Genomic DNA, 20,888 nt, shown 5'->3' on the forward strand with positions numbered 1-20,888 from the left:
CTACTTGTAGACCACCCCGCCCTTGATCACCGACGTCACGTCCCGCAGCACCGTCACGTCGCTCAGGGGGTCGCCCTTCACCGCGATCAGGTCCGCCGCCTTGCCGGGGGCCAGACTGCCGATTTCGCTGCTCAGCGAGAAGTGGTCGGCCGCGTTGACCGTCGCCGTCTGGATGGCTTCCAGCGGGGTCAGGCCCGCCTTGACCAGCAGGGCGAACTCGCCGGCGTTGTCGCCGTGGGCGCTGACGCCGGTGTCGGTGCCGAACGCGATCTTGACCCCGCCATCGTGGGCGCGGCGGGCCATGGCCAGCATCTTCGGACCGGCCTCCAGGGCCTTGGCCGTCTGGTTGGGCGTGAGGAAGTTGTTCGGGCTCGAGGCGATCCGGTAGACGAAGTCGCCAGCCATCAGGGTGGGGATCAGATAGGCGCCGTTCTTCTTGAACAGGGCGATGCTGTCATTGTCGAGATAGGTGCCGTGCTCGATCGAGTCGCCGCCGGCCCGCAGGAAGCTGTTGATCCCGTCGAGGCCATGGGCGTGGGCGGTGACCTTGCGGCCCATGCGGTGGGCGGCGTCGACGATGGCCTTCAGCTCGTCGTCGGAGAACTGCTGGGAAAGGCCCGCGGCGGTGTTGGACAGGACGCCGCCGGTGGCGGTGATCTTGATGATGTCGGCGCCCAGCCAGACCTGCTCGCGCGTGGCGCGACGGCAGTCGTCGGCGCCCGAGCACACCGAGGTCGGCCGCAGCACGTGCATGACCTCCTCGCTATAGCCGTTGACGTCGGCGTGGCCGCCGTGGATCGACACGGCCGAGCCGGCGGCGATGATCCGGGGACCGGCCACGTCGCCGCGCTTGATGCCGTCGCGCAGGGCGAAGATCGCCTTGTTGTCGGCCCCGAGGTCCGCGACCGTGGTGAAGCCGGCCATCAGGGTCTTGCGGGCGAAGCCGGCCCCGACCATGGCCTCGTCGGCCGGGCCGCGCGTCACCGCGTTGAGGCGCGAATTGGGGCTCTGCTCGTGGGTCAGGTGGACGTGGCTGTCGATCAGACCCGGCAGGACGAAGCTGTCCTTCAGGTCGACGACCTTGCCGCCGGGCTCGGCGACATAGCCGTCGACGATCTTGGTGACCTTGCCGTTCTCCAGCACCAGGGTCTTGGCCGTCTCGACCTTGCCGGTGGCCGGATCAGCCAGCAGCTTGCCGGCCTGGACGAACACGGTCTCGGCATACGCGACGCCGGAGAGCACCCCGGCCAGAGCCAGGGCGCAGACGCCCGTCAGCAGTTTCTTCATCGGTCGCTAGGCCCCCGCCTTCTGCGCGAACGACCAGGCCCCCTTGGCCAGGATCGGCACGCGCGCCTCCATCAGCTGCGCATGGGCGCTGGCGGCGGTGCCGTCACGGACGCGGCCGACGATGCCCTGGCAGATGCCGGCCAGTCTGAAGAGGTTGTAGCTGAAATACCAGTCCAGCTCGGGCAGGCCGTCGCGGCCGGTGGCCTTGCAGTAGCGCTCGACCGCCTCGGGAATGGTCGGGATGCCGTAGGCCGTCAGGTCCTCGACGCCGGAAAGGCCGCCGCGCTGGTCGGACGGCATCACCCAGTTCATCAGGAAATAGCTGAAATCGGCCAGGGGGTTGCCCAGGGTCGACAGCTCCCAGTCCAGCACGGCGATGACGCGCGGCTCGGTGGGATGCAGGATCATGTTGTCGAGGCGGTAGTCGCCGTGGACGATCGAGGTCTTGTCGTCGATCGGGCAGCTCTTGGGCAGCCAGTCGATCAGCTGATCCATCTCGTCGATCTTGGTCGTCTCGCTGGCCCGGTACTGCTTGGTCCAGCGGTCGATCTGGCGGGCGAAATAGTTGCCGGGCTTGCCGTAGTCGGCCAGACCCACGGCCTCGTAGTCGACATTGTGCAGGGCCGCCAGGGTGTCGATCTGCGCCTCGTAGATCGCCCGCCGCTCGGCGGGTTGGTAGTCCGGCAGGGTCCCGTCCCACAGGATCCTGCCCTCGACGTTCTCCATCACGTAGAAGATCGTGCCGATGACGTCCTCGTCCATGCACAGGGCATAGGCCTTGGCGACCGGGAAGTTGGCCTTGTTCAGGCCCGAGATCACCTTGTACTCGCGGTCGACGGCATGGGCGCTGGGCAGCAGCTTGCCCGGCGGCTTGCGGCGCAGGACGTATTTCTTGCCCGGCGTGACCAGCTGGTAGGTCGGGTTCGACTGGCCGCCCTTGAACTGGCGGACCTCCAGAGGACCGGCATAGCCCTCGACATTGGCCTCCAGCCAGGCCGCCAGCTTGGCCTCGTCGATCGCGTGGCGCGGGTCGACCGGCTTGGTGCCCGAGTTCAGGTCCTGGGCGGACTGTTCGGCGGCTTCGGCCATGGCGGTTCTCCCCAACGCTTGTTTGAACGGGGAGTTTAGAGCGCCATGCCGTCGACGCAACCCACCACTAGTGTGTCTTCAGCGCTCGCCAGCCGATGTCGCTGCGATAGAAGCCGCCTTCCAGCGAGATCGTCCCCAACGCCGCATAGGCCACGTCGCGGGCCTCGCTCAGGGTCGCGCCCAGGGCGCAGACGTTCAGCACCCGACCGCCCGAAGCGCGCAGGTTCCCCTCGGCGTCGCGGGTCGTGCCGGCGTGGAAGACCACGGCCTCGCCGCCGAAGTCCCCCTCGGCGCCCTGGATCAGGCCGCCGGTCTTGGGGGCGTCGGGATAACCCTCGGCGGCCAGCACCACGCAGATCGCCGCCTCGTCACGCCATTTTGGCGGCTCGGCGCTAGCCAGCTCGCCCTTGGCCGCGGCCAGCAGGATCGGGACGATGTCGCTGTCCAGGCGCAGCATCAGGGTCTGGCACTCCGGATCGCCGAAGCGGGCGTTGTATTCCACGAGCTTCGGCCCCGTGGGCGTCAGCATCAGACCGGCATAGAGCACGCCGACGTAAGGGTTGCCCTCGGCGGCCATGCCCTCGACGGTCGGGACGATCAGCTCGCGCCAGGCCTGGTCGATCAGGGCGTCGGTCAGGACGGGCGGCGGGGAATAGGTGCCCATGCCGCCGGTGTTGGGGCCCTCGTCGCCGTCATAGGCGCGCTTGTGGTCCTGGGCCGCGCCGAAGAAGACCGAAGTCTCGCCATCGCAGATCGCGAACAGCGAGGCCTCCTCGCCGTGCATGAATTCCTCGATCACCACCCGCGCGCCGGCCGAGCCGAAGCGGCCGCCCAGCATGTCGAGCACGGCGGCGTCGGCCTGATCCCTCGTCGCGGCGATGACAACGCCCTTGCCGGCCGCCAGGCCGTCGGCCTTGATCACGAACGGCGCTTCCAGAGTGTCGAGGAAGGCGCCGGCCGAGGCCGCGTCCTCGAACACGCCATAGGCCGCCGTCGGCAGGCCATGGCGTTGGCAGAAGTCCTTGGTGAAGGCCTTGGAGGTCTCCAGCTGGGCCGCGCGCTGGCTGGCGCCGAAGCAGGGGATGCCGACCCCGGCGAGCTTGTCGGCCAGGCCAACCTCCAGCGCCGATTCCGGGCCGACCACCACGAGGTCCGCGCCGATCTCGCGAGCCAGGGCGACGAGGGCGTCGGCGTCGGTCGCCTTGACGTTCCGAAGTTCAGCGACGGCTTCGACGCCGGGGTTGCCTGGGGCGGCGACGAGGCGGCCGCACAGCGGCGACTGGGCGATCTTCCAGGCCAGGGCGTGCTCGCGCCCGCCGGACCCGACGAGGAGGATGGTCAGCTTTTCCATGAGCGCGGGGTGTGGCGCGCGCGGCCCGGCGGGTCAAGGCCGAACGGCGCGCGCCTCGCGCTCAGGCATAGTCGCGGAAATCGGCGTCGGCCTCGTCCGGTCCGCCCTGGGTCAGATCCAGGGCGAAGCCGGCGACGCGGGCCTGCTGGGTCGCGACCGCGCGGGCCGGGGCCTTGCGGGCCGGCGCGGCCGGACGCTTGACGGCGGCGCGGACCGGCGTCCGGCGTCCGCGCTCTTCGTCGCCCGTGCGGAAGTAGGCGATCGAGGCCTGCAGTTCATCGGCCTGAGCGGCGAGCTCTTCCGAGGTGGCCGACATCTCTTCCGAGGCGCTGGCGTTCTGCTGGGTGACCTTGTCCAGTTGCTGAATGGCCTCGTTGATCTGCGAGGAGCCGATGTCCTGCTCGCGGCAGGCGGCGCTGATCTCGGCGACCAGTTCGGCCGTCTTGCGGATGTTCGGCACCAGGCTGGTCAGCATCTCGCCGGCCGACTGGGCGGCCTTGACGGTGTCGGACGACACGGCGCTGATCTCGGAGGCCGCCGTCTGGCTGCGTTCGGCCAGCTTGCGCACTTCCGAAGCCACGACCGCGAAGCCACGGCCGTGTTCGCCGGCGCGGGCGGCTTCCACCGCCGCGTTCAAGGCCAGCAGGTCGGTCTGGCGGGCGATCTCCTGCACGATGGTGATCTTCTCGGCGATCGTCTGCATCGCGTCGACGGCCTTGCTGACGGCGGCGCCCGAAGTCTCCGCGTCGATCGCCGACTGGCGGGCGATCTTCTCGGTCTGGGTGGCGTTGTCGGCGTTCTGCTTGATGTTGGCCGACATCTCTTCCATCGAGGCCGAGGCCTGTTCGGCGGCGGAAGCCTGCTCGGTGGCGCCCTGGCTCATCTGCTCAGAGGTCGCCGAAAGCTCCTGGCTGCCGGCCGAGACGTTCTCCGAGGCCGTGATCGCGTCGCCGACCACCCCGCGCAGGCGCTCGATCATCCGTTCCAGCGCCAGGCCCATGACGTCCTTGTCCGACAGCGGCTTGACCTGGACGGTGAGATCGCCGTCGGCGACCTTGTCGGCGATGCCCGCGCTTTGGCGCAGATTGACGACCATGCCGCGCAGGGAATGACCTAGCACATCCCGATCCGACAGCGGCCTGACATCGGCCGACAGGTCGCCCGACGCCACCTGGTCGGCCAGCGCGGCCGTGGCGCGCAGATTCGAGGTCATCTGGTTGATGGTTTCGACGAGGTCCCTGATCTCGTCATTGGTCTTGACCGTCACGTTCTGGTCGAGGTCGCCGAGGGCGACCGCCTTGGCCAGGCTATCGATCTTCCCAAAGCCGTGCGCGATGGTGCGGGCGATCCACACGGCGGCGATCACGCCCAGCAGGATCGATGCGAGAACCACCGCGATCAAGGTGTTGCGCGATGTCGCGTAGGCGGTGTCGGCAGCGACTTGCGCCGCGGCAAGACGCGCCTCCTGCGTCTTGACCAACTCATCAACGGTCTGGGTGATGCTATTGGTGATCTTGCGCTGGGTAGTGTGCATCTGCTCGATGGCGAGGTCGCGATGTCCAGCCAGGATCTCGCCACGCAGGGACTCGTCGCTCTCGGCGAACTGCGCCCAGTCACGCGCCAGCGTCTCCCACTTGGGCTTGCCCTCGGCGCTGGCGTGGCCAAGCCCCGCCTCCAGAAGAGTCCGGACGGCTTCCCTGTGGGCGTCGGCCTTGGCGTTCTGGCCGCGCAGTTCCTCGGCGTCGCTCGCGAGGGCCATGTTCTTCTGGGCGCGGACGAGTTGCAATAGCGCGATACTCACTGACTGGCTCCGCCGCAGCTGCTCGACCGGCCCTTCGACCATCGCCTTCTGGCCCGCGTTCAACACCCCCAGTTCGCTCACGCCGAACAGCGTCGCGCCCGCCATCATCAGAATGAGCGCCCCGATGGTCAGGGCAAGTTTGAGCTTGATCGTCATACGCATGGAAGACTCCGGCCAGCTTCGGGCCTTGGCTGAGGAAATGGAAAAGCGGCGGAAGGAATCTCTATTCTTCTTCGTAGCGACATGAAGACAATCCCCATGATATTCATGTCCAATTTTTAGGCGCAAAAAATTCAACAACTCGGCCACTAAATTCCGAACATGTTCTTCGATAATTTTCTATGCCTAGGCAGTCTTACTCACGGCCTATCGACGACAAACTTTCGCATCGTCCCGGATAGACCCAAAGCACGCGATAATTACTTCTCGAAGTTCAGTCGCGCGCGGTTAACGGGCCATGAATCCAACAACCCAGGGGCAGCGACATTCTGCCTCACCACCTTCAAGTGAAGTCGCGGCTTCGTTGCGAAAACACGCCAGGCTGCCCGCCGCGGCGCCGCGTCGGGCGCGGCCCAGCCAAAACAAAAAACCGCGCGCCAGGATATGGCGCGCGGTCTCTTGGTCTCTCGATCTCAGGCGACGGCCGCCAATGGACCGTCAGGCGGCGTCCAGGTCCAGGGAGTAACCCGCCGAACGGACCGTGCGGATCGGGTCGCCGTCCGACGTGCCGTTCAGCGCCTTGCGAAGGCGGCCGATATGGACGTCGACCGTGCGGGCCTCGACATAGACATCCGAGCCCCAGACGGCGTCCAGCAGCTGTTCGCGGCTGAACACCCGGCCCGGGTGCTGCATCAGATAGTCCAGCAGGCGGAACTCGGTCGGGCCGAGATGGATCTCCTTGCCGCTTCGCTTCACGCGGTGGGCGACCCGGTCGATGACGATGTCGCCGACCGTGATGCGGTCATCGGCCAGACCCGGACGGATCCGGCGCAGCACCGCGCGGACACGGGCGGTCAGCTCGACCATCGAGAACGGCTTGACCACGTAGTCGTCAGCGCCGGTGTCGAGGCCGCGGATGCGGTCGCTCTCCTCGCCGCGCGCCGTCAGCATGATGATCGGCACGTTGCGGGTCTCCGACCGGCCCCGCAGGCGGCGGCAGACCTCGATGCCCGAGACCTTGGGCAGCATCCAGTCGAGGATGACCAGGTCCGGGGCCCGCTCGTTGGCCATGATCAGGGCTTCCTCGCCATCTCCGGCCACGCCGACGCGATAGCCTTCCTTGTCGAGGTTGTAGTGCAGGAGCGTGGCCAGGGCGTCTTCGTCCTCGACCACCAGAACATACGGAGTCACTTCAGGCCGCCTCTAGGGTTATTGCGACAGCACATCCAGCTTCGGGCGCTGCGAGATCAGCTCGTCGCCCGTCAGCTCGAAGTGGATGATTTCGGCGATGTTGGTGGCGTGGTCACCGATGCGCTCGAGGTTCTTGGCCACGAACAGCAGGTGGGCGCAGGCGTTGATCGTGCGCGGGTCGCCCATCATGTAGGTGAGCAGTTCACGGAAGATCGAGTTGTAGTGCTCGTCGACTTCCTCGTCGCGGCTCCACACGCCGATGGCGCGCTGCAGGTCCGAGCTCGTATAGGCGTCCAGAACGTCCTTCAGGCGGCTCTGCACCAGGCGGCCCATGCGCTCGATCGAGCGGGTCAGGGCGGTCATCGGGTCGGCCTCGGTCAGGATCAGCGCGCGCTTGCCGATGTTCTTGGCCATGTCGCCGCAGCGCTCGAGGCTCATCGAGATCTTCAGGGCCGCGACGGCGTGGCGCAGGTCCACGGCCATCGGCTGGCGCAGGGCGATCAGCTTGAAGGCCTTGCGCTCGATCTCGGCCTGGAGGATGTCCAGGCGCTCGTCGCCAGCGACCACGGCCTGGGCCAGAGGCCCGTCGCGACGGGCGATGGCGGCGATGCAGTCGGCCACCTGGGCCTCGACCAGGCCGCCCATGCGGGTGACCTCGGCCGTGAGGTGGGCCAGCTCTTCGCCGTACGACTTGACGGTATGTTCAGTCATCTGTGTCGCTCCCGCGCGCCTGGTTAGCCGAAGCGGCCGGTGATGTAGTCCTGGGTGCGGCTGTCGCGAGGATTGGTGAACATCTCCTCGGTCGGACCGCTCTCCACCAGCTTGCCGAGGTGGAAGAAGGCCGTGCGTTGCGAGACGCGGGCGGCCTGGGCCATCGAGTGGGTGACGATGACGATGCAGAACTGGCTGCGCAGCTCGTCGATCAGCTCCTCGATCTTGGCGGTGGCGATCGGATCGAGCGCCGAGCAGGGCTCGTCCATCAGGATCACCTCGGGCGACACGGCGATGGCGCGGGCGATCACCAGGCGCTGCTGCTGGCCGCCCGACAAACCCGTGCCCGGCTGGTGCAGACGGTCGGCGACCTCGTTCCACAGGCCGGCCTTCTTCAGGCTGCTCTCGACGATCGCCTCCAGCTCGGCCTTGCCGGTGGCCAGGCCATGGATCTTCGGGCCGTAGGCGACGTTCTCGAAGATCGTCTTCGGGAACGGGTTCGGCTTCTGGAACACCATGCCGACGCGCGAGCGCAGGACCACGGGGTCGACGCTCTTGGCGTTGACGTCCGAACCGTCGATCTCGATCACGCCTTCGACGCGGGCCGAGGGGATGGTGTCGTTCATGCGGTTGATGCAGCGCAGGAAGGTCGACTTGCCGCAGCCCGACGGGCCGATGAAGGCGGTGACCGACTTGGCCGGAATGTCGATGTTGACGTCGAACAGCGCCTGCTTCTCGCCGTAGAAGACCTTGACGTCGCGCGCCTTGATCTTGGCCTCGCCGACCGAGGCGGCGGCCTGGGCGTGCGGGACGGTGGTGTGGATCACCGGCGTGTGGGCGTTGTCGTCGGGGCTTTGGACGGTCATGGCGTGTCCGCGGAGAAGGGGCGAAGCGTTGGGGTTCAGGATCAGGGTCATGTGAAACCTACCAGCGGCGTTCGAAGCGGCGGCGCAGGATGACGGCCGCGGCGTTCATGACGATCATGAAGACGAGCAGGACGATGATGGCGGCGGCCGTGCGTTCATGGAAGGCCCGCTCGGAAGCGTTCTCCCAGATGAACACCTGGACCGGCAGCACGGTGGCCGCGCCGGTGAAGCCTTCCGGCACGCCGGGCACGAACGAGACCATGCCGATCATCAGCAGCGGGGCCGTCTCGCCCAGGGCGTGAGCCAGCGACAGGATGGCGCCGGTCATCACGCCGGGCATGGCCAGCGGCAGCACGTGGTGGAAGACCGTCTGGGTCTTCGACGCGCCGACGCCGAGGGCGGCTTCGCGGATCGAGGGCGGCACGGCCTTCAGCGCCGAGCGGGTGGCGATGATCACGGTGGGCAGAGCCATCAGGGCCAGCACGAGACCGCCGACCAAGGGCGAACTGCGCGGCACGTGCAGCCAGTTGATGAACAGCGCCAGGCCCAGCAGGCCGTAGACGATCGACGGCACGGCCGCGAGGTTGTTGATGTTGACCTCGATGATGTCCGTCCAGCGGTTCTTCGGGGCGAACTCTTCCAGATAGGTGGCCGCCATCACGCCGACCGGCACGGCGATCAGAGCGGTGATGATCAGCATCATGGCCGAGCCGACCACCGCGCCCAGCACGCCGGCCTGCTCGGGCTCGGTCGAGTCGGAATGGGTGAAGAAGGCGAAGTTGAAGCCCGACTTCACCGAGCCGTCCTTCTCGAGCTTGTCCAGCCAGTCCAGCTGCTGGTTGTCGAGCTTACGGTCGCCCTCGGCGGTCGAGCGCTTGATCTCGCCCTTGAAATAGAGGTCGGCGTCGGCCTTCAACGGGCCGGTGACGGTGACCGTCTTGCCGATCAGCGACTGGTCGGCCTTCAGCTTGTTCAGCAGCTGGAAGCCGAAGTCGCGCGACAGCAGATCCTGGACCTTGCTCGACGTGGTGCCCAGGTCGTCGTCCTGCACGCCCAGCTTCTTCATCATCGCCTCGGCGACGATGTAGTCGTAGTTGACGCCCGAGAGGTCCGAGCGGTCGATACGATCCGGGTTCAGGTAGACCGGCACGCTGAGCGTATGGGTCTCGAAGGTCGTGTAGCCCTGGGCCACGATGCGGCCGACCAGCACCACCAAGAAGATCAGCGCGACGATGATCGCGGCCAGACCCTGGGCCTTGAAGGTGCGTTCGGCGGCGTGGCGCTTCTTCAGCCGGGCTTGCATGGCTGTCGAGGCGGCGGAGCGCGGGGCGGCCGCGCCGAGGGTCGCGTCAGTCATATTGTTCCCGGTACTTCTGGACGATGCGCAGGGCGACGATGTTCAGGCAGAGCGTCACCACGAACAGGGTGAGGCCCAGGCCGAAGGCCGACAGCGTCTTGGGGCTGTCGAATTCCTGGTCGCCGGTCAGCAGGGTGACGATCTGGACGGTGACCGTGGTCACGGTGTCGAGCGGGTTGACCGTCATCTTGGCCTGCAGGCCGGCGGCCATGGTCACGATCATGGTCTCGCCGACGGCGCGGGACACGGCCAGCAGCATGGCGGCCATGATGCCCGGCAGGGCGGCCGGCAGGACGACCTTCTTGACCGTCTCCGACTTGGTGGCGCCCATCGCGTAGCTGCCGTCGCGCAGCGACTGCGGCACGGCGTTGATGATGTCGTCCGACAGCGAGGAGACGAACGGGATCAGCATGATCCCCATCACCACCCCGGCCACCAGGGCCATCTGGTTCTGGACTTCCATCAGGTAGGTGGCGAGCGGGCCGGGCGGCAGGGCCGCGCCGATGGCGTTGAAGCCGGCGCGGAACAGCGGGCCCACCGTCAGGGCGGCGAAGAAGCCGTAGACCACGGTCGGGACGCCCGCCAGTATCTCCAGCAGCGGCTTGACCACGCCGCGCACGGTGCGGCTGGCGTATTCCGAGAGGTAGATCGCCGAATAGAGGCCGACCGGAGCCGCCACCAGCATGGCGATGAACATGATCAGGAAGGTGCCGGCGAACAGCGGCACGGCCCCGAAGGCGCCCGCCGAGGCGACCTGGTCGGCGCGCATGGCGATCTGTGGGCTCCACTCGGTGCCGAACAGGAACGACAGCGGATTGACGCTTTGGAAGAAGCGCCAGCTTTCCCAGACCAGCGAGAGGACGATGCCCAGGGTGGTCAGGACGGCCGCGACCGAGCAGCCGATCAGCAGGATGCTGGTCCAGCCCTCGACCCGGTTGCGGGCCCGGAAATCGGGGTTGATGCGCGGGAAGGCCAGCAGGAAACCCGCCAGGGCCAGCACGCCGGCGCCAGCCAGCATGCCGACGTTCAGGAGCGTCCCGATGCGCTTGGCTTCGGCGACCTTGGCGTCCAGCGCCACCTTCAGCTCGCCTTCGTAGGCGACTTCCGACGGGGCCTGCTTGGCGGCGATCGCGTGGGCGTCGCTGAAGAAGACGTTCTGACGGTCCGGATCCAGGGCCGAGACGGCGGCCGGGCGCGTGGTCTTCAGCATCGCGTCCTCGACGCGGCCGCCGAAGGCGGTCCCCAGCAGCAGCAGCAACGCGGCGGGAACGCCGGCCCACAGGGCCGCGTAGGTCCCGTAGTAGTCCGGCAGGGAGTGGAGGACGCGGGCGCGGCCTCCCGCGGCGGCCACGGCGCGACGACGTCCGGCGGCGAAAGCCAGGCCGGAAAACAGCGTCAGGACGATGAGCGAGAGCCAGGTCAGCATGCGTGAGGCTAATCTTGCGCGAAGTGTGTCGAAGGCCCCGCACGATCGCGCGCCTTCCCCCGCCCCGATCTATGCCGGGCAGGCGCTGAGCTTATGCGACGGATATGTGACAGTTTGACGACAGCGCCCGGTTCGCCGCGCGCGTTTCTTCGGCCGGAGGATCGACGAGCAGCCCCGCGCGACCTGTCGCGGCGGTTGGCCAGCCGGGGCGAAGGCCTCAGGTTCCCCTTTATAAACCGGTCACCTGGCGGATCCGAAGACTGCGGCGCCCGGCTGGGGGTCAGGCCTCGGTGGTCACGGGCGGAGGCGGCGCGATCTCGGCCCCGGCCTTGGCCATCGGCAGGTAGACCCCGAACGTGGCGCCCTCGCCCTGGACGCTCTCGACCGTCAGCCCGCCGCGATGGCGGTTCATGATGTGCTTGACGATCGCCAGGCCCAGACCGGTGCCCGAGCGGTCGCCGCTCTTCTGGCCCTCGACCCTGTAGAAGCGCTCGGTCAGGCGCGGCAGGTGCTCGCGCGCCAGGCCGGGCCCCCGGTCGGTGACGCGCAGCACGGCGTAGCGCTCGGTCGTGTCGTGGTCCGGGGTCAGCAGCGACATCCGCGCGGCGGCCGGGTCACGGGCGGCGGCGGCGGCCTCGGCGGACAGGCCGGGGAAGATCTCGACCCGCACCGTCCCGCCCTTGGGCGTGTATTTGATGGCGTTGTCGATCAGGTTCTGGATCACCTGGATGATCTGGTCGCGATCGCCGTCGACCACCGCGCCGCCGCGCGGCGGCAGGACGGGATCGAAGGCGACCTGCTTGTCGCGGGCCTGCGGAGCCAGGGCGTCGATCACGTCGACCGCCGCCATGGCCAGGTCCACCCGGCCCAGTGGGGCGATGTGCTCGTTCAGCTCGATCCGCGACAGGCTCATCAGGTCGTCGATCAGGCGCGACATGCGCTCGGCCTGGGCCAGCATGATCCCCAGGAACTTGTCGCGGGCGCCCGGATCGTCCTTGGCGTGGCCCCGCAGGGTCTCGATGAAGCCCGACAGCGAGGCCAGCGGCGTGCGCAGTTCGTGGCTGGCGTTGGCCAGGAAATCGGCGCGGGTGCGTTCGCTGCGGCGGGCGTCGGTCTCGTCGCGCAGGGCCAGCAGGGCCAGGCGCGAGCGGCCGTTGGTCTCGCGCAACGGCCGGGTGTGGGCCAGCCAGGCCCGACCTTGCGTTCCGCCGGTCTCGAACTCGGCCACGCCCTCGACGCCGCCGAACAGCGCCTCATCCACGGCCTCCAGCACGCGCGGATTGCGCACGGCGGTGATCAGCAGCCCGCCCTGGTGCTGGATCTTGAACAACTCGCGCGCGGCGGCGTTGGCGAACAGGAAGCGGCGACCGGTCAGGTCGTCGGCCTCCTCGGCGGCGATGACCATCAGGGGGTCGGGCAGCCGGTCGAGAATGGCCACGAACGGCGGCGTCTCCTCGACGGCGGCGGCCGGCGCCAGCGCCGCGCCCATGATCGGGCGGGCCCGTCCGCGACTCGAGCGCCGCGACAGGAAGACGCCGGCCGCTCCGGCGACCGCGGCCGCCAGCAGGGCCGGGGCCGGTTGGGCCAGTCCCGTGACGGCCAGGCCCAGAATGGCGCCGGGCCCGATCATCAAGGGCCAGAACGCGCTCGTCGCGGCGCTGTCTTGTCCGTCCGGGGGCGTCTGCGCCAGCGGCATGGGAAGGCTCTTCGATTCAAGCGAGAGGCGATTCGTCGATCCAGATATGGCGCCCCGCCATGCCATGCGATAGACGGTTGGCGCCTTAGTACGTGTCGCGAGCGGGACTCACCGCAATTTCGCCGCATCATGACATGAATTAGTGGCGCCGGTTTCCATGGGGTGTCGTTCGTAATGCAGCGCAAGGTCCTGGTCGCGACGGTCGCGGCCGCTCCTCTCTTGGCCATGGGTTTCGCCGCGTTGGCTGAAACCACGGTCACCACCGCGCGGACGACGCCGATCGCCACCAGCACGGCTGCGGGCGCGACGACCGCCGACGACATCAAGATCACCGCCGACGGCTCGATCAAGCCGACCACCGCGGGCGCGATCGTCACCCTGGACAGCAACAACAAGGTGACCAACGCCGGCACCCTGCAGACCAAGGGCGTCAACGACAGCGTCGGCGTGCTGGTCATCGGCGGCAGGACGGGCTCGCTGACCAACTCGCTGGCGATCACGCTGGACGAGGACTACACGCCGACCGACAGCGATTCGGATGGCGACCTCGACGGCCCCTTCGCCCAGGGCAACAACCGCTTCGGCATCCGGCTGACCAACGCCGGAACCTTCACCGGCGACATCATCAACGACGCCGCCGGCACGATCACGATCAAGGGTAACAACTCGGCCGGCATCCTGCTGGAAGGCCCGGTGCTGGGTAACGTCACCCACCTGGGCGCGATCAGCGTCATCGGCGACAACAGCTACGGCGCGCGGATCGCCGCGCCGGTCACCGGCAAGGTGACCCTGGGGGGCTCGACCACCGTCCAGGGCGCGAACGCGGTGGCCCAGGCCATCGACGCCAACATCAACGGGGCCCTGGTCCTGCAGGGCAGCGCCAGCGCGACCGGCTATCGCTACACTTCGCGCCCGACGACGACCGACGCCCTGGGCAAGCTGGACGCCGATGACCTGCTGCAGGGCGGTCCGGCCGTCCGCATCGCCGGCGACGTGACCGGCGGCGTGCTGCTGCAAGGCTCCAACTACTCTTCCAAGGTCGGCACGGACGGCAACACCGTCACGACGACGACCACCTCCAGCAACACCGGCTCGTCCAGCATCAGCGCCTTCGGCGCGGCGCCGGCCCTGCAGATCGGCTCGGCCACGCAGAACGTCACCCTGGGCGCGGTCGGCGCCGGCGACCTGGCCTACGGCCTGGTGGCCAAGGGGGCGATCGCCGCGGCGGGCGTCTATGACAAGGTCACCGCCACCGGCGTCTCGATCGGCGCGGGCGGCGGCAAGACCACCACCCTCGCCAACGGTCTGCGCAACGACGGCACCGTCACGGCCACGACCTACGAAGCCGACGCCACCGGCCTGATCCTGAACTCCGGCGCCAGCGTCGGGGAAATCCTGAACCGCGGCTCGATCACGGCCACCGCGGGCTCGTTCGCCAGCTCGGGCGTGACGGCCACGGCGCGAGCCGTGGTGCTGGGCGCGGGCTCGAACACCACCGCCATCAACAACCGCGGCGCCCTGGTCGCCACGCGGACCGGCGAGACCGGCGACGCGGTCGCCATCCTCGACCAGGCCGGCGCGCTGAAGACCATCACCAACACCGGCTCGATCCGCGCCACCCTGACGGCGCCGGCCTACAAGGCCAACGGCACGGCCGCGACCGTGACGACCAGCGGCCAGGCGATCGCCCTGGACCTGCGCGCCAACAATTCGGGCGTGACCTTCACCCAGAAGGGCCCGACCGACTACGCCTCGACCTCGACCTTCCCCAGCACCGACACCGTCACCAGCGCCGACGCCACCAGCACCACCTCGGCGCCGGTGACCGTCGGCGACGTGCTGTTCGGCGGCGGCAATGACACCCTGAACCTGTGGAGCGGCACCCTGGTGGGCGCCATGTCGTTCGGGACCGGCCAGGATCGCCTGTCGATCGACGGCGGCGGCGTGGCCCTGGGCAAGCTGACCGACAGCGACGGCAGGCTCGACATCGCCGTCGCCAACGGCAGCCTGGGCATCGTCAACACCGACACCATCAACGTCAGCAGCCTGACGGTCGGCGCCAAGGGCAAGATCCTGTTCTCGGCCGATCCGGCCGCCGGCCAGAACACCAAGCTGGTGGTCTCGGGCGCGACCAACATCGCCTCCGGCGCCGAGCTGGGCATCCGCCTGGCCAATCTGGTCAAGCAGCCCACCACCTTCACGGTGATCCAGGGCAGCAACGTCAATGTCGGCTCGATCGGCAACGGCCTGCTGGCCCAAGCGCCGTTCATGTACGTGGCTACCAGCCGCGCCGACACCAACAACGTCTATATCGACGTCCGCCAGAAGACGGCCGCCGAGATCGGCCTGAACCGGTCCGAGACCTCGGCCTATGACGCCGTCTACCAGGCGCTGGGCAAGGATTCGGCCCTGGCCGGGACGTTCCTGAACCAGACGACGCGAGACGCCTATCGCGACCTCTACGACCAGATGCTGCCCGACCAGGGCGAGGGCCTGTTCGCGGCTCTGCAGTCGGTCAACCAGCAGGTCTCGCAGGCCACCATGTTCCGCCCCGATCCGGGCGACCGCTATGGTCCGGACAGCATCTGGGTCCAGGAAATCACCTCGCTGACCCGTCGCGACACCGGCCAGACCCTGGGTTCGGACACCCAGGCGTTCGGCTTCGTCGCCGGCTATGAGGCCATGGGCGACGCCGGCGGCGCGCTGGGCCTGACCCTGGCCTATACCAGCCTCGAGGAACACGACACCGTCGCCAAGGTCGGCGAGCAGACCACCGCCTCGTTCGTCCAGACCGGCGCCTACTGGCGTCGTTCGGTCGGCGGCTGGCGGATGAACGCCGGCGGCGGCCTGGGCTACGGCTTCTTCAAGGGCGACCGCCGCTTCATCTCGCCGGACGGCAACGCCGATGGGGTCGCCGACCTGATCCTGAAGAACACCGCCGACTGGAAGGGCCTGACGGCCAACGCCTTCGCGGGCGTGGCCTACGAGCAGAAGTTCGGCCGCTTCTTCGCCCGTCCGGAAGGCCGCTTGGACTATGTCTGGCTGCGCGAAGGCAAGCGCGCCGAAAGCGGCGGCGGCGATGGCTTCGACCTGACCGTCGCCAAGCGCACCTCCAGCAACCTTTCGGGCGAGCTGGGCGTGGTGGTCGGCGCCGACTTCGGCAAGAATGTCTGGTGGCGCCCGGAAGTGCGGGTCGGCTATCGCCAGACCCTGGCCGGTTCGGTCGGCGACACGGTCGCGGCCTTCAAGGGCGGCAACCCCTTCACCCTGGCCGCGCTGAACGACAAGGACGGCGCGGTGACCGCCGGCTTCGCCCTGCGGGCCGGCACGGCGATGTCCTACGTGGGCATCGAAGGCGGCGTCGAAGCCACCAAGAAGCAGAAGCGCTACAACCTGCGCCTCGCTGGCCGGGCGATGTTCTAGGGTCCAGCGGCCCCTCAACCTTCTCCGCAAAAAATGTCACAGGCCGTCGCGGGAAACCGCGACGGCCTTTTCCGTGAACGGAACATTTACGGGTTTAAATGTCTGATAAGGCTGAAGATTCGCAGCGTATTTCGCGACACTTTGCCGCGCCTACAGAAAAACTCACGGCCGGTTTTCCTAAATCTCGATTCCGCAACTAGGGATAATCGTCTTCCCTAGCTCGGCAGGTCGGCCCGCCCAGCGGCGCCGAAAGGGGACAGACACGATGACCAAGACCTGTATCGCATTTCGCGTGGCGTTGATCGCCGGCGCGTCTCTGCTGGCCACCGCCGGCGCCGCATCCGCCCAGGACACCGCGCCGCGCTCGCCCGCCGAAGCCGAGGCTCGCATCGCCGCGCTCGAAGCCCAGCTGGCCACGCTGGCCCAGCAGGTCGCCGACCTGAAGGCCGCCACCGCCGCCAGCCTCAAGGACGTTCGCGCCGCCCAGAGCGCCACCACCGTCAGCATCGCCGCCGGCAAGCCGACCATCGCCTCCGGGGATGGCGCCTTCAGCGCCACGATCCACGCGGTGATGCAGCTCGACGCCGCCCAGTACTATCAGGACAAGGGCCTGCCCGCCGTGCTGGGCAACGCCCGCGACCTGAACAGCGGCACGAACTTCCGCCGCGCCCGCATCGGCGTCGACGGCAAGTTCTACAAGAACTTCGAATACAACGCCCTGCTGGACTTCGGCGGCGCCGGCACGGATGGCCAGGGCACGCTGCAGGAGTTGTGGGTCCAGTACAACTACGCCCCGTTCAAGGTTCGCGTCGGCGCCTTCGCCCCGAACGTCGGCCTGGAGGACGCGGCCTCGACCAACGGCTCGCTGTTCGCCGAACGCCCGTCGGGCTCGGAGCTGGCGCGCGGCCTGGCCGGCGCCGACAAGCGCATCGCCTTGCAGGGCCAGGCCCTGGGTGATCGCTGGCTGCTGTCGGGCGCGATCACCGGCGCCAAGGCCGGCGACGGCCAGACCTTCGACGAGCAGCTGGGCTATCTGGGCCGCGTCGCCTTCGTGCCGTTCAAGGGCCTCGACTGGCTGGTCCATGTCGGCGCCAACGCCAGCAAGGTGGTCACTCCGGCCCAGACCGCCGTCGGCGGCGCCTATCCCGTCGCCGTCAGCGACCGTCCGGAGCTGCGCGTCGACGGGACACAGCTGATCACCACCGGCGCGATCGACTCGACCGGCGCCCGCCACTACGGCTTCGAGGCCGCAGCCCAGAAGAAGAACGTCCTGATCCAGGGCGAATATTTCGACATCGCCATCGACCGCCGCAACCCGGCGGCCGGCGTCACCGATCCGAAGCTCAAGGCCTGGTACGTCGAAGGCTCGTGGGTGCTGACCGGCGAGGCCCGCAGGTACAACGCCAACACCTTCGCGTTCGACGCCTCGGCCATCGCGCACCCGTTCGACCTGAAGAAGCGCCAGTGGGGCGCCTGGGAACTGGCGGCGCGCTATTCAGTCGCCGACCTGAACTATCACGAGCAGGCCGTTCTGGCCGCCGACCGGGTCCGCGGCGGCGAGCAGAAGATCACCACCGTCGGGATCAACTGGTTCCCCAACCCGGTGACCAAGTTCTCGTTGGGCTATTACGATGTCTCGATCGATCGCCTGGACCCAGCCGGCGGCGCGGTTCCGCTGAGCCAGGACTACCAGGTGGTCAACTTGCGCAGCCAATACGCGTTCTAAAGTCGTCGGCGCGGCGTTGTGGGCGCCGCGCCGGCTCCACAGATCCTTGGAAGACCTCCAGAAAGGACCGTCTCGATGAGCGACTTCACCCAGGTTCCGACCCGCCGAGATCTTCTGGCCGGCGCCGGCGCGGGCGCGGCGGTCCTTGCCGTGGGCGGTTCGGCTTTCGCCCAGGCCAAGCCCGTCACCCTGCTGAACGTCAGCTACGATCCGACGCGCGAGCTCTACAAGGACATCAACGCCGCCTACGCCAAGTACTGGAAAGAGAGAGTCGGCCAGACCCTGGCGATCAACCAGAGCCACGGCGGTTCGGGCAAGCAGGCCCGCTCGGTGATCGACGGCCTGCAGGCCGACGTCGTCACCCTGGCCCTGGCCTATGACATCGACGAGATCGCCGCCAGGGCCAGGCTGCTGCCCGCTAACTGGCAGTCGCGCCTGCCGCAGAACTCCACGCCCTACACCTCGACCATCGTGTTCCTGGTCCGCAAGGGCAATCCCTGGAAGATCAAGGACTGGGGCGACCTGGTGAAGCCGGGCATCGACGTGATCACCCCCAACCCGAAGACCTCGGGCGGCGCGCGCTGGAACTACCTGGCCGCCTGGGCCTGGGCCCTCAAGCAGCCGGGCGGCAATCCCGCCAAGGCCGAGGCCTTCGTGAAGACCCTGTTCGAGCATGTGCCCGTGCTGGACACCGGCGCCCGCGGCGCCACCACCAGCTTCACCCAGCGCGGCCTGGGCGACGTGCTGCTGGCCTGGGAAAACGAGGCCTACCTCGCCCAGGACGAGCTGCCGGGCAAGTTCGACATCGTCTATCCCAGCCTGTCGATCCTGGCCGAACCCCCGGTCGCCCTGATCGACAAGAACGTCGATCGCCACAAGACCCGCACCGTCGCCGAAGGCTATCTGAACTTCCTCTATAGCCCGCTGGCCCAGGAGCTGATCGCCAAGAACTACTACCGTCCGCGCAACGCCGACGTGGCGGCCAAGTACGCGGCCCGCTTCAAGAAGATCCCGCTGGTCACGATCGATGACACCTTCGGCGGCTGGAAGAAGGCCCAGGCCACCCACTTCAACGACGGCGGCGTGTTCGACCGCATCTATCAGCCGAAATAACACCTTCCAACGGCCTGCCCGCTCCGGGAAGCGCGGGTCGGCCTTCGGATCGGCGGAGATCCAGCCATGGGATCTCCGCCGTCTACCTTTCCCGTCTAGGTCTATGTTGGGAACTCGACACGATCAGGTACGTTGAGCGTCCACGGGGTGGCGGGAGCTTAGCCTTACGCATGAACGACATTTCGGAACCGGCGCGCGACACCGATCAGGCCGCGGCCCGTCGTCCCGAGGACTTCGAAGCGATCATCGAGGCGCGCACCCGCGAGCTGACCGAGGCGCTGGAGCAGAAGACCGCCCTGCTCCACGAGGTGGACCACCGGGTCAAGAACAACCTGCAACTGATCTCCAGCCTGCTGCTGCTGCAGAACCGCCGGGTGACCGACCCCGCGCTGAAGGCCTCGCTGCGCGGCATGCTGGGCCGGGTCAACGCCATCGCCACCGTCCACCGCCGCCTGTTCCAGAGCGAGGACGTCGAGCGCTTCGACGTCTCGGCCTTCATCCGCGACATGGTCGCCGACCTCATGGGCTCGGCCAGCCGCGACGACATCCGCATCGAGCTGGATCTGGAGCGTGTCGAGATCCCCGCCGCCAAGGCCGCGCCGTTCGCCCTGGTGGTCAACGAACTGCTGACCAACGCTCTGCGACACGGTTTCCCCGAAGGACGTGGCGGCCGGATCTTCGTCGGCGTTCGCCGCCAGGAGGGCGAATTTCGGATCGAAATCGCCGACGACGGCGTTGGGTTCGGTAAGGACACCACGCCACCCGGCTTCGGCCTCACCATTGTTCAGCTGCTGTGTCAGCAGCTGAAAGCCAAGAGTGAGACCACCGATGCGGAACCTGGCGCCCGCGTAGTCGTTCTGCTGCCCGTGAATGGGGCGCGCTAAAAGGACAGGTTTCAGTATGACCGGGCGTGCGCTCGATGTGTTGATCGTGGAGGACGAGATGCTCCTCGCGATCGAGCTCGAACATCTTGTCGAGGAGGTGGGCTGCCACTCGCTCGGCTGCGCCATGAGCTCCGACGAAGCCGTCGATCTCGCCGAGAAGCTGCACCCCGACCTCGCGCTCGTGGACGTCCACCTCAGCGACGGCCCGACCGGCGTCGAGGTGGCCCGCAAGATCTCGAGCGACTGCGGCGGCGTGGCCCTGTTCATGACCGCCAACGTCAAGCGCCTGCCCGACGACTACGCCGGAGCCTGCGGCGTGATCGGCAAGCCCTATTCCGAGCACGGCGTCCGGACCGCCCTGTCGTACCTGACCTACTGCCTGCAGGAAGGCCATGCCCCCGGGCCCGTCCCGGTAGGCCTGACTCTGGCCCCGGCCTACGCCCAGCTTTGGGGTCTCGGCGACCTGCCCCGGATCGCCTGATGGCGGCGCCCCCGGTCGCCGCGGTCGTCGGCACGGCCGCCGCCCTGCTGTCGATCACCAGCTTCGCCCCGCAGATCGTCAAGATCTGGAAGGAAAAGGACGCCTCGTCCGTTTCGCTGCGCACCTACATCGTCACGGTGACGGGCTTCGCGTGCTGGATCGTCTACGGGAGCCTGGTCAAGGCCTGGCCGGTGATCGCCTCCAACGCCGCCTGCCTGCTGATGTCCGGCGCGGTGCTGGTCATGAAGTGGCGGTTCGACCACAAGGCCTGAGGCCCCCCTTTTTGATGACAGGGGGGGCGGGGTCCGCTATCGAGGCGCGCCTATT

At 68.0% G+C, this 20,888-nt stretch carries 15 protein-coding genes and 1 pseudogene; 6 read left to right on the forward strand and 10 right to left on the reverse strand.

The features are described from left to right. The 10 genes from AC07R7_RS12965 to AC07R7_RS13010 all read right to left on the reverse strand — a co-directional run bounded on the left by AC07R7_RS12965 (position 1) and on the right by AC07R7_RS13010 (position 12,934). Positions 1-1,287, reverse strand: coding sequence for a metal-dependent hydrolase family protein (locus tag AC07R7_RS12965; protein WP_494635423.1), 1,287 nt, complete (start codon positions 1,285-1,287; stop codon positions 1-3). Positions 1,288-1,293: 6 nt separating this feature from the next. Continuing rightward, positions 1,294-2,376 (reverse strand): phosphotransferase family protein, encoded by a 1,083-nt coding sequence (locus AC07R7_RS12970; protein ID WP_494635424.1) that lies wholly within the window; start codon positions 2,374-2,376, stop codon positions 1,294-1,296. Between the two features lie 67 nt (positions 2,377-2,443). After that, positions 2,444-3,727 (reverse strand): phosphoribosylamine--glycine ligase, encoded by a 1,284-nt coding sequence (gene purD, locus AC07R7_RS12975; RefSeq protein WP_494635425.1) that lies wholly within the window; start codon positions 3,725-3,727, stop codon positions 2,444-2,446. A 61-nt stretch (positions 3,728-3,788) separates the two neighbouring features. Further along, positions 3,789-5,690: a HAMP domain-containing methyl-accepting chemotaxis protein gene (locus AC07R7_RS12980; RefSeq protein WP_494635426.1), complete on the reverse strand. Its 1,902-nt coding sequence runs from the start codon at positions 5,688-5,690 to the stop codon at positions 3,789-3,791. 495 nt (positions 5,691-6,185) lie between these two features. After that, complete coding sequence (phoB, locus tag AC07R7_RS12985; protein WP_492836421.1) at positions 6,186-6,878, reverse strand: phosphate regulon transcriptional regulator PhoB; 693 nt, start codon at positions 6,876-6,878, stop codon at positions 6,186-6,188. A gap of 18 nt (positions 6,879-6,896) precedes the next feature. After that, positions 6,897-7,589: a phosphate signaling complex protein PhoU gene (gene phoU, locus AC07R7_RS12990; RefSeq protein ID WP_492887142.1), complete on the reverse strand. Its 693-nt coding sequence runs from the start codon at positions 7,587-7,589 to the stop codon at positions 6,897-6,899. 23 nt (positions 7,590-7,612) lie between these two features. Beyond that, positions 7,613-8,455 carry a phosphate ABC transporter ATP-binding protein PstB gene (gene pstB, locus AC07R7_RS12995; protein ID WP_492887227.1) on the reverse strand — a complete coding sequence of 281 codons (843 nt, stop codon included), beginning with the start codon at positions 8,453-8,455 and terminating at the stop codon, positions 7,613-7,615. Between the two features lie 58 nt (positions 8,456-8,513). After that, entirely contained in the window at positions 8,514-9,812 is a 1,299-nt protein-coding gene (pstA, locus tag AC07R7_RS13000) for a phosphate ABC transporter permease PstA (protein ID WP_492887143.1), read from the reverse strand. Continuing rightward, positions 9,805-11,238, reverse strand: coding sequence for a phosphate ABC transporter permease subunit PstC (pstC, locus tag AC07R7_RS13005; protein WP_492887144.1), 1,434 nt, complete (start codon positions 11,236-11,238; stop codon positions 9,805-9,807). Before pstC ends, pstA begins: the two co-directional genes overlap by 8 nt. Before the next feature lie 280 nt (positions 11,239-11,518). After that, on the reverse strand, positions 11,519-12,934 hold the full coding sequence (locus tag AC07R7_RS13010) for a sensor histidine kinase (RefSeq protein WP_494635427.1): 1,416 nt from the start codon (positions 12,932-12,934) through the stop codon (positions 11,519-11,521). A gap of 162 nt (positions 12,935-13,096) precedes the next feature. Here AC07R7_RS13010 and AC07R7_RS13015 point away from each other — a divergent pair, with 162 nt between their 5' ends. From AC07R7_RS13015 to AC07R7_RS13040, 6 genes and pseudogenes are all read left to right on the forward strand, one after another. Further along, a complete protein-coding gene (locus AC07R7_RS13015) occupies positions 13,097-16,357 on the forward strand; it encodes an autotransporter outer membrane beta-barrel domain-containing protein (RefSeq protein WP_494635428.1) in 3,261 nt (1,086 codons plus the stop codon). A gap of 265 nt (positions 16,358-16,622) precedes the next feature. After that, on the forward strand, positions 16,623-18,083 hold the full coding sequence (locus AC07R7_RS13020) for an OprO/OprP family phosphate-selective porin (RefSeq protein ID WP_494635429.1): 1,461 nt from the start codon (positions 16,623-16,625) through the stop codon (positions 18,081-18,083). A gap of 75 nt (positions 18,084-18,158) precedes the next feature. Then, entirely contained in the window at positions 18,159-19,196 is a 1,038-nt protein-coding gene (locus AC07R7_RS13025) for a sulfate ABC transporter substrate-binding protein (RefSeq protein ID WP_494635430.1), read from the forward strand. Positions 19,197-19,444: 248 nt separating this feature from the next. Then, positions 19,445-20,080: pseudogene (lovK, locus tag AC07R7_RS13030) on the forward strand (photosensory histidine protein kinase LovK); the annotation flags it as partial. Between the two features lie 16 nt (positions 20,081-20,096). Beyond that, positions 20,097-20,561, forward strand: a complete 465-nt coding sequence (locus AC07R7_RS13035; RefSeq protein WP_492887149.1) for a response regulator — start codon at positions 20,097-20,099, stop codon at positions 20,559-20,561. Continuing rightward, a complete protein-coding gene (locus AC07R7_RS13040; protein ID WP_494635431.1) occupies positions 20,561-20,833 on the forward strand; it encodes a SemiSWEET family sugar transporter in 273 nt (90 codons plus the stop codon). The genes AC07R7_RS13035 and AC07R7_RS13040 overlap by 1 nt, the downstream gene beginning before the upstream one ends. Positions 20,834-20,888: the final 55 nt, after the last annotated feature.

The sequence above is a fragment of the Caulobacter sp. GW821-FHT05F04 genome (genome assembly GCF_059419665.1).

What these genes read in the sequence shown, in the direction of transcription:
- AC07R7_RS12965 (WP_494635423.1), bottom strand. Translation starts at nt 1,287, where the DNA reads ATGAAGAAACTGCTGACGGGCGTCTGCGCCCTGGCTCTGGCCGGGGTG.
- AC07R7_RS12970 (WP_494635424.1), bottom strand. Translation starts at nt 2,376, where the DNA reads ATGGCCGAAGCCGCCGAACAGTCCGCCCAGGACCTGAACTCGGGCACC.
- purD (WP_494635425.1), bottom strand. Translation starts at nt 3,727, where the DNA reads ATGGAAAAGCTGACCATCCTCCTCGTCGGGTCCGGCGGGCGCGAGCAC.
- AC07R7_RS12980 (WP_494635426.1), bottom strand. Translation starts at nt 5,690, where the DNA reads ATGCGTATGACGATCAAGCTCAAACTTGCCCTGACCATCGGGGCGCTC.
- phoU (WP_492887142.1), bottom strand. Translation starts at nt 7,589, where the DNA reads ATGACTGAACATACCGTCAAGTCGTACGGCGAAGAGCTGGCCCACCTC.
- pstB (WP_492887227.1), bottom strand. Translation starts at nt 8,455, where the DNA reads ATGACCGTCCAAAGCCCCGACGACAACGCCCACACGCCGGTGATCCAC.
- pstA (WP_492887143.1), bottom strand. Translation starts at nt 9,812, where the DNA reads ATGACTGACGCGACCCTCGGCGCGGCCGCCCCGCGCTCCGCCGCCTCG.
- pstC (WP_492887144.1), bottom strand. Translation starts at nt 11,238, where the DNA reads ATGCTGACCTGGCTCTCGCTCATCGTCCTGACGCTGTTTTCCGGCCTG.
- AC07R7_RS13010 (WP_494635427.1), bottom strand. Translation starts at nt 12,934, where the DNA reads ATGCCGCTGGCGCAGACGCCCCCGGACGGACAAGACAGCGCCGCGACG.
- AC07R7_RS13020 (WP_494635429.1), top strand. Translation starts at nt 16,623, where the DNA reads ATGACCAAGACCTGTATCGCATTTCGCGTGGCGTTGATCGCCGGCGCG.
- AC07R7_RS13025 (WP_494635430.1), top strand. Translation starts at nt 18,159, where the DNA reads ATGAGCGACTTCACCCAGGTTCCGACCCGCCGAGATCTTCTGGCCGGC.
- AC07R7_RS13035 (WP_492887149.1), top strand. Translation starts at nt 20,097, where the DNA reads ATGACCGGGCGTGCGCTCGATGTGTTGATCGTGGAGGACGAGATGCTC.
- AC07R7_RS13040 (WP_494635431.1), top strand. Translation starts at nt 20,561, where the DNA reads ATGGCGGCGCCCCCGGTCGCCGCGGTCGTCGGCACGGCCGCCGCCCTG.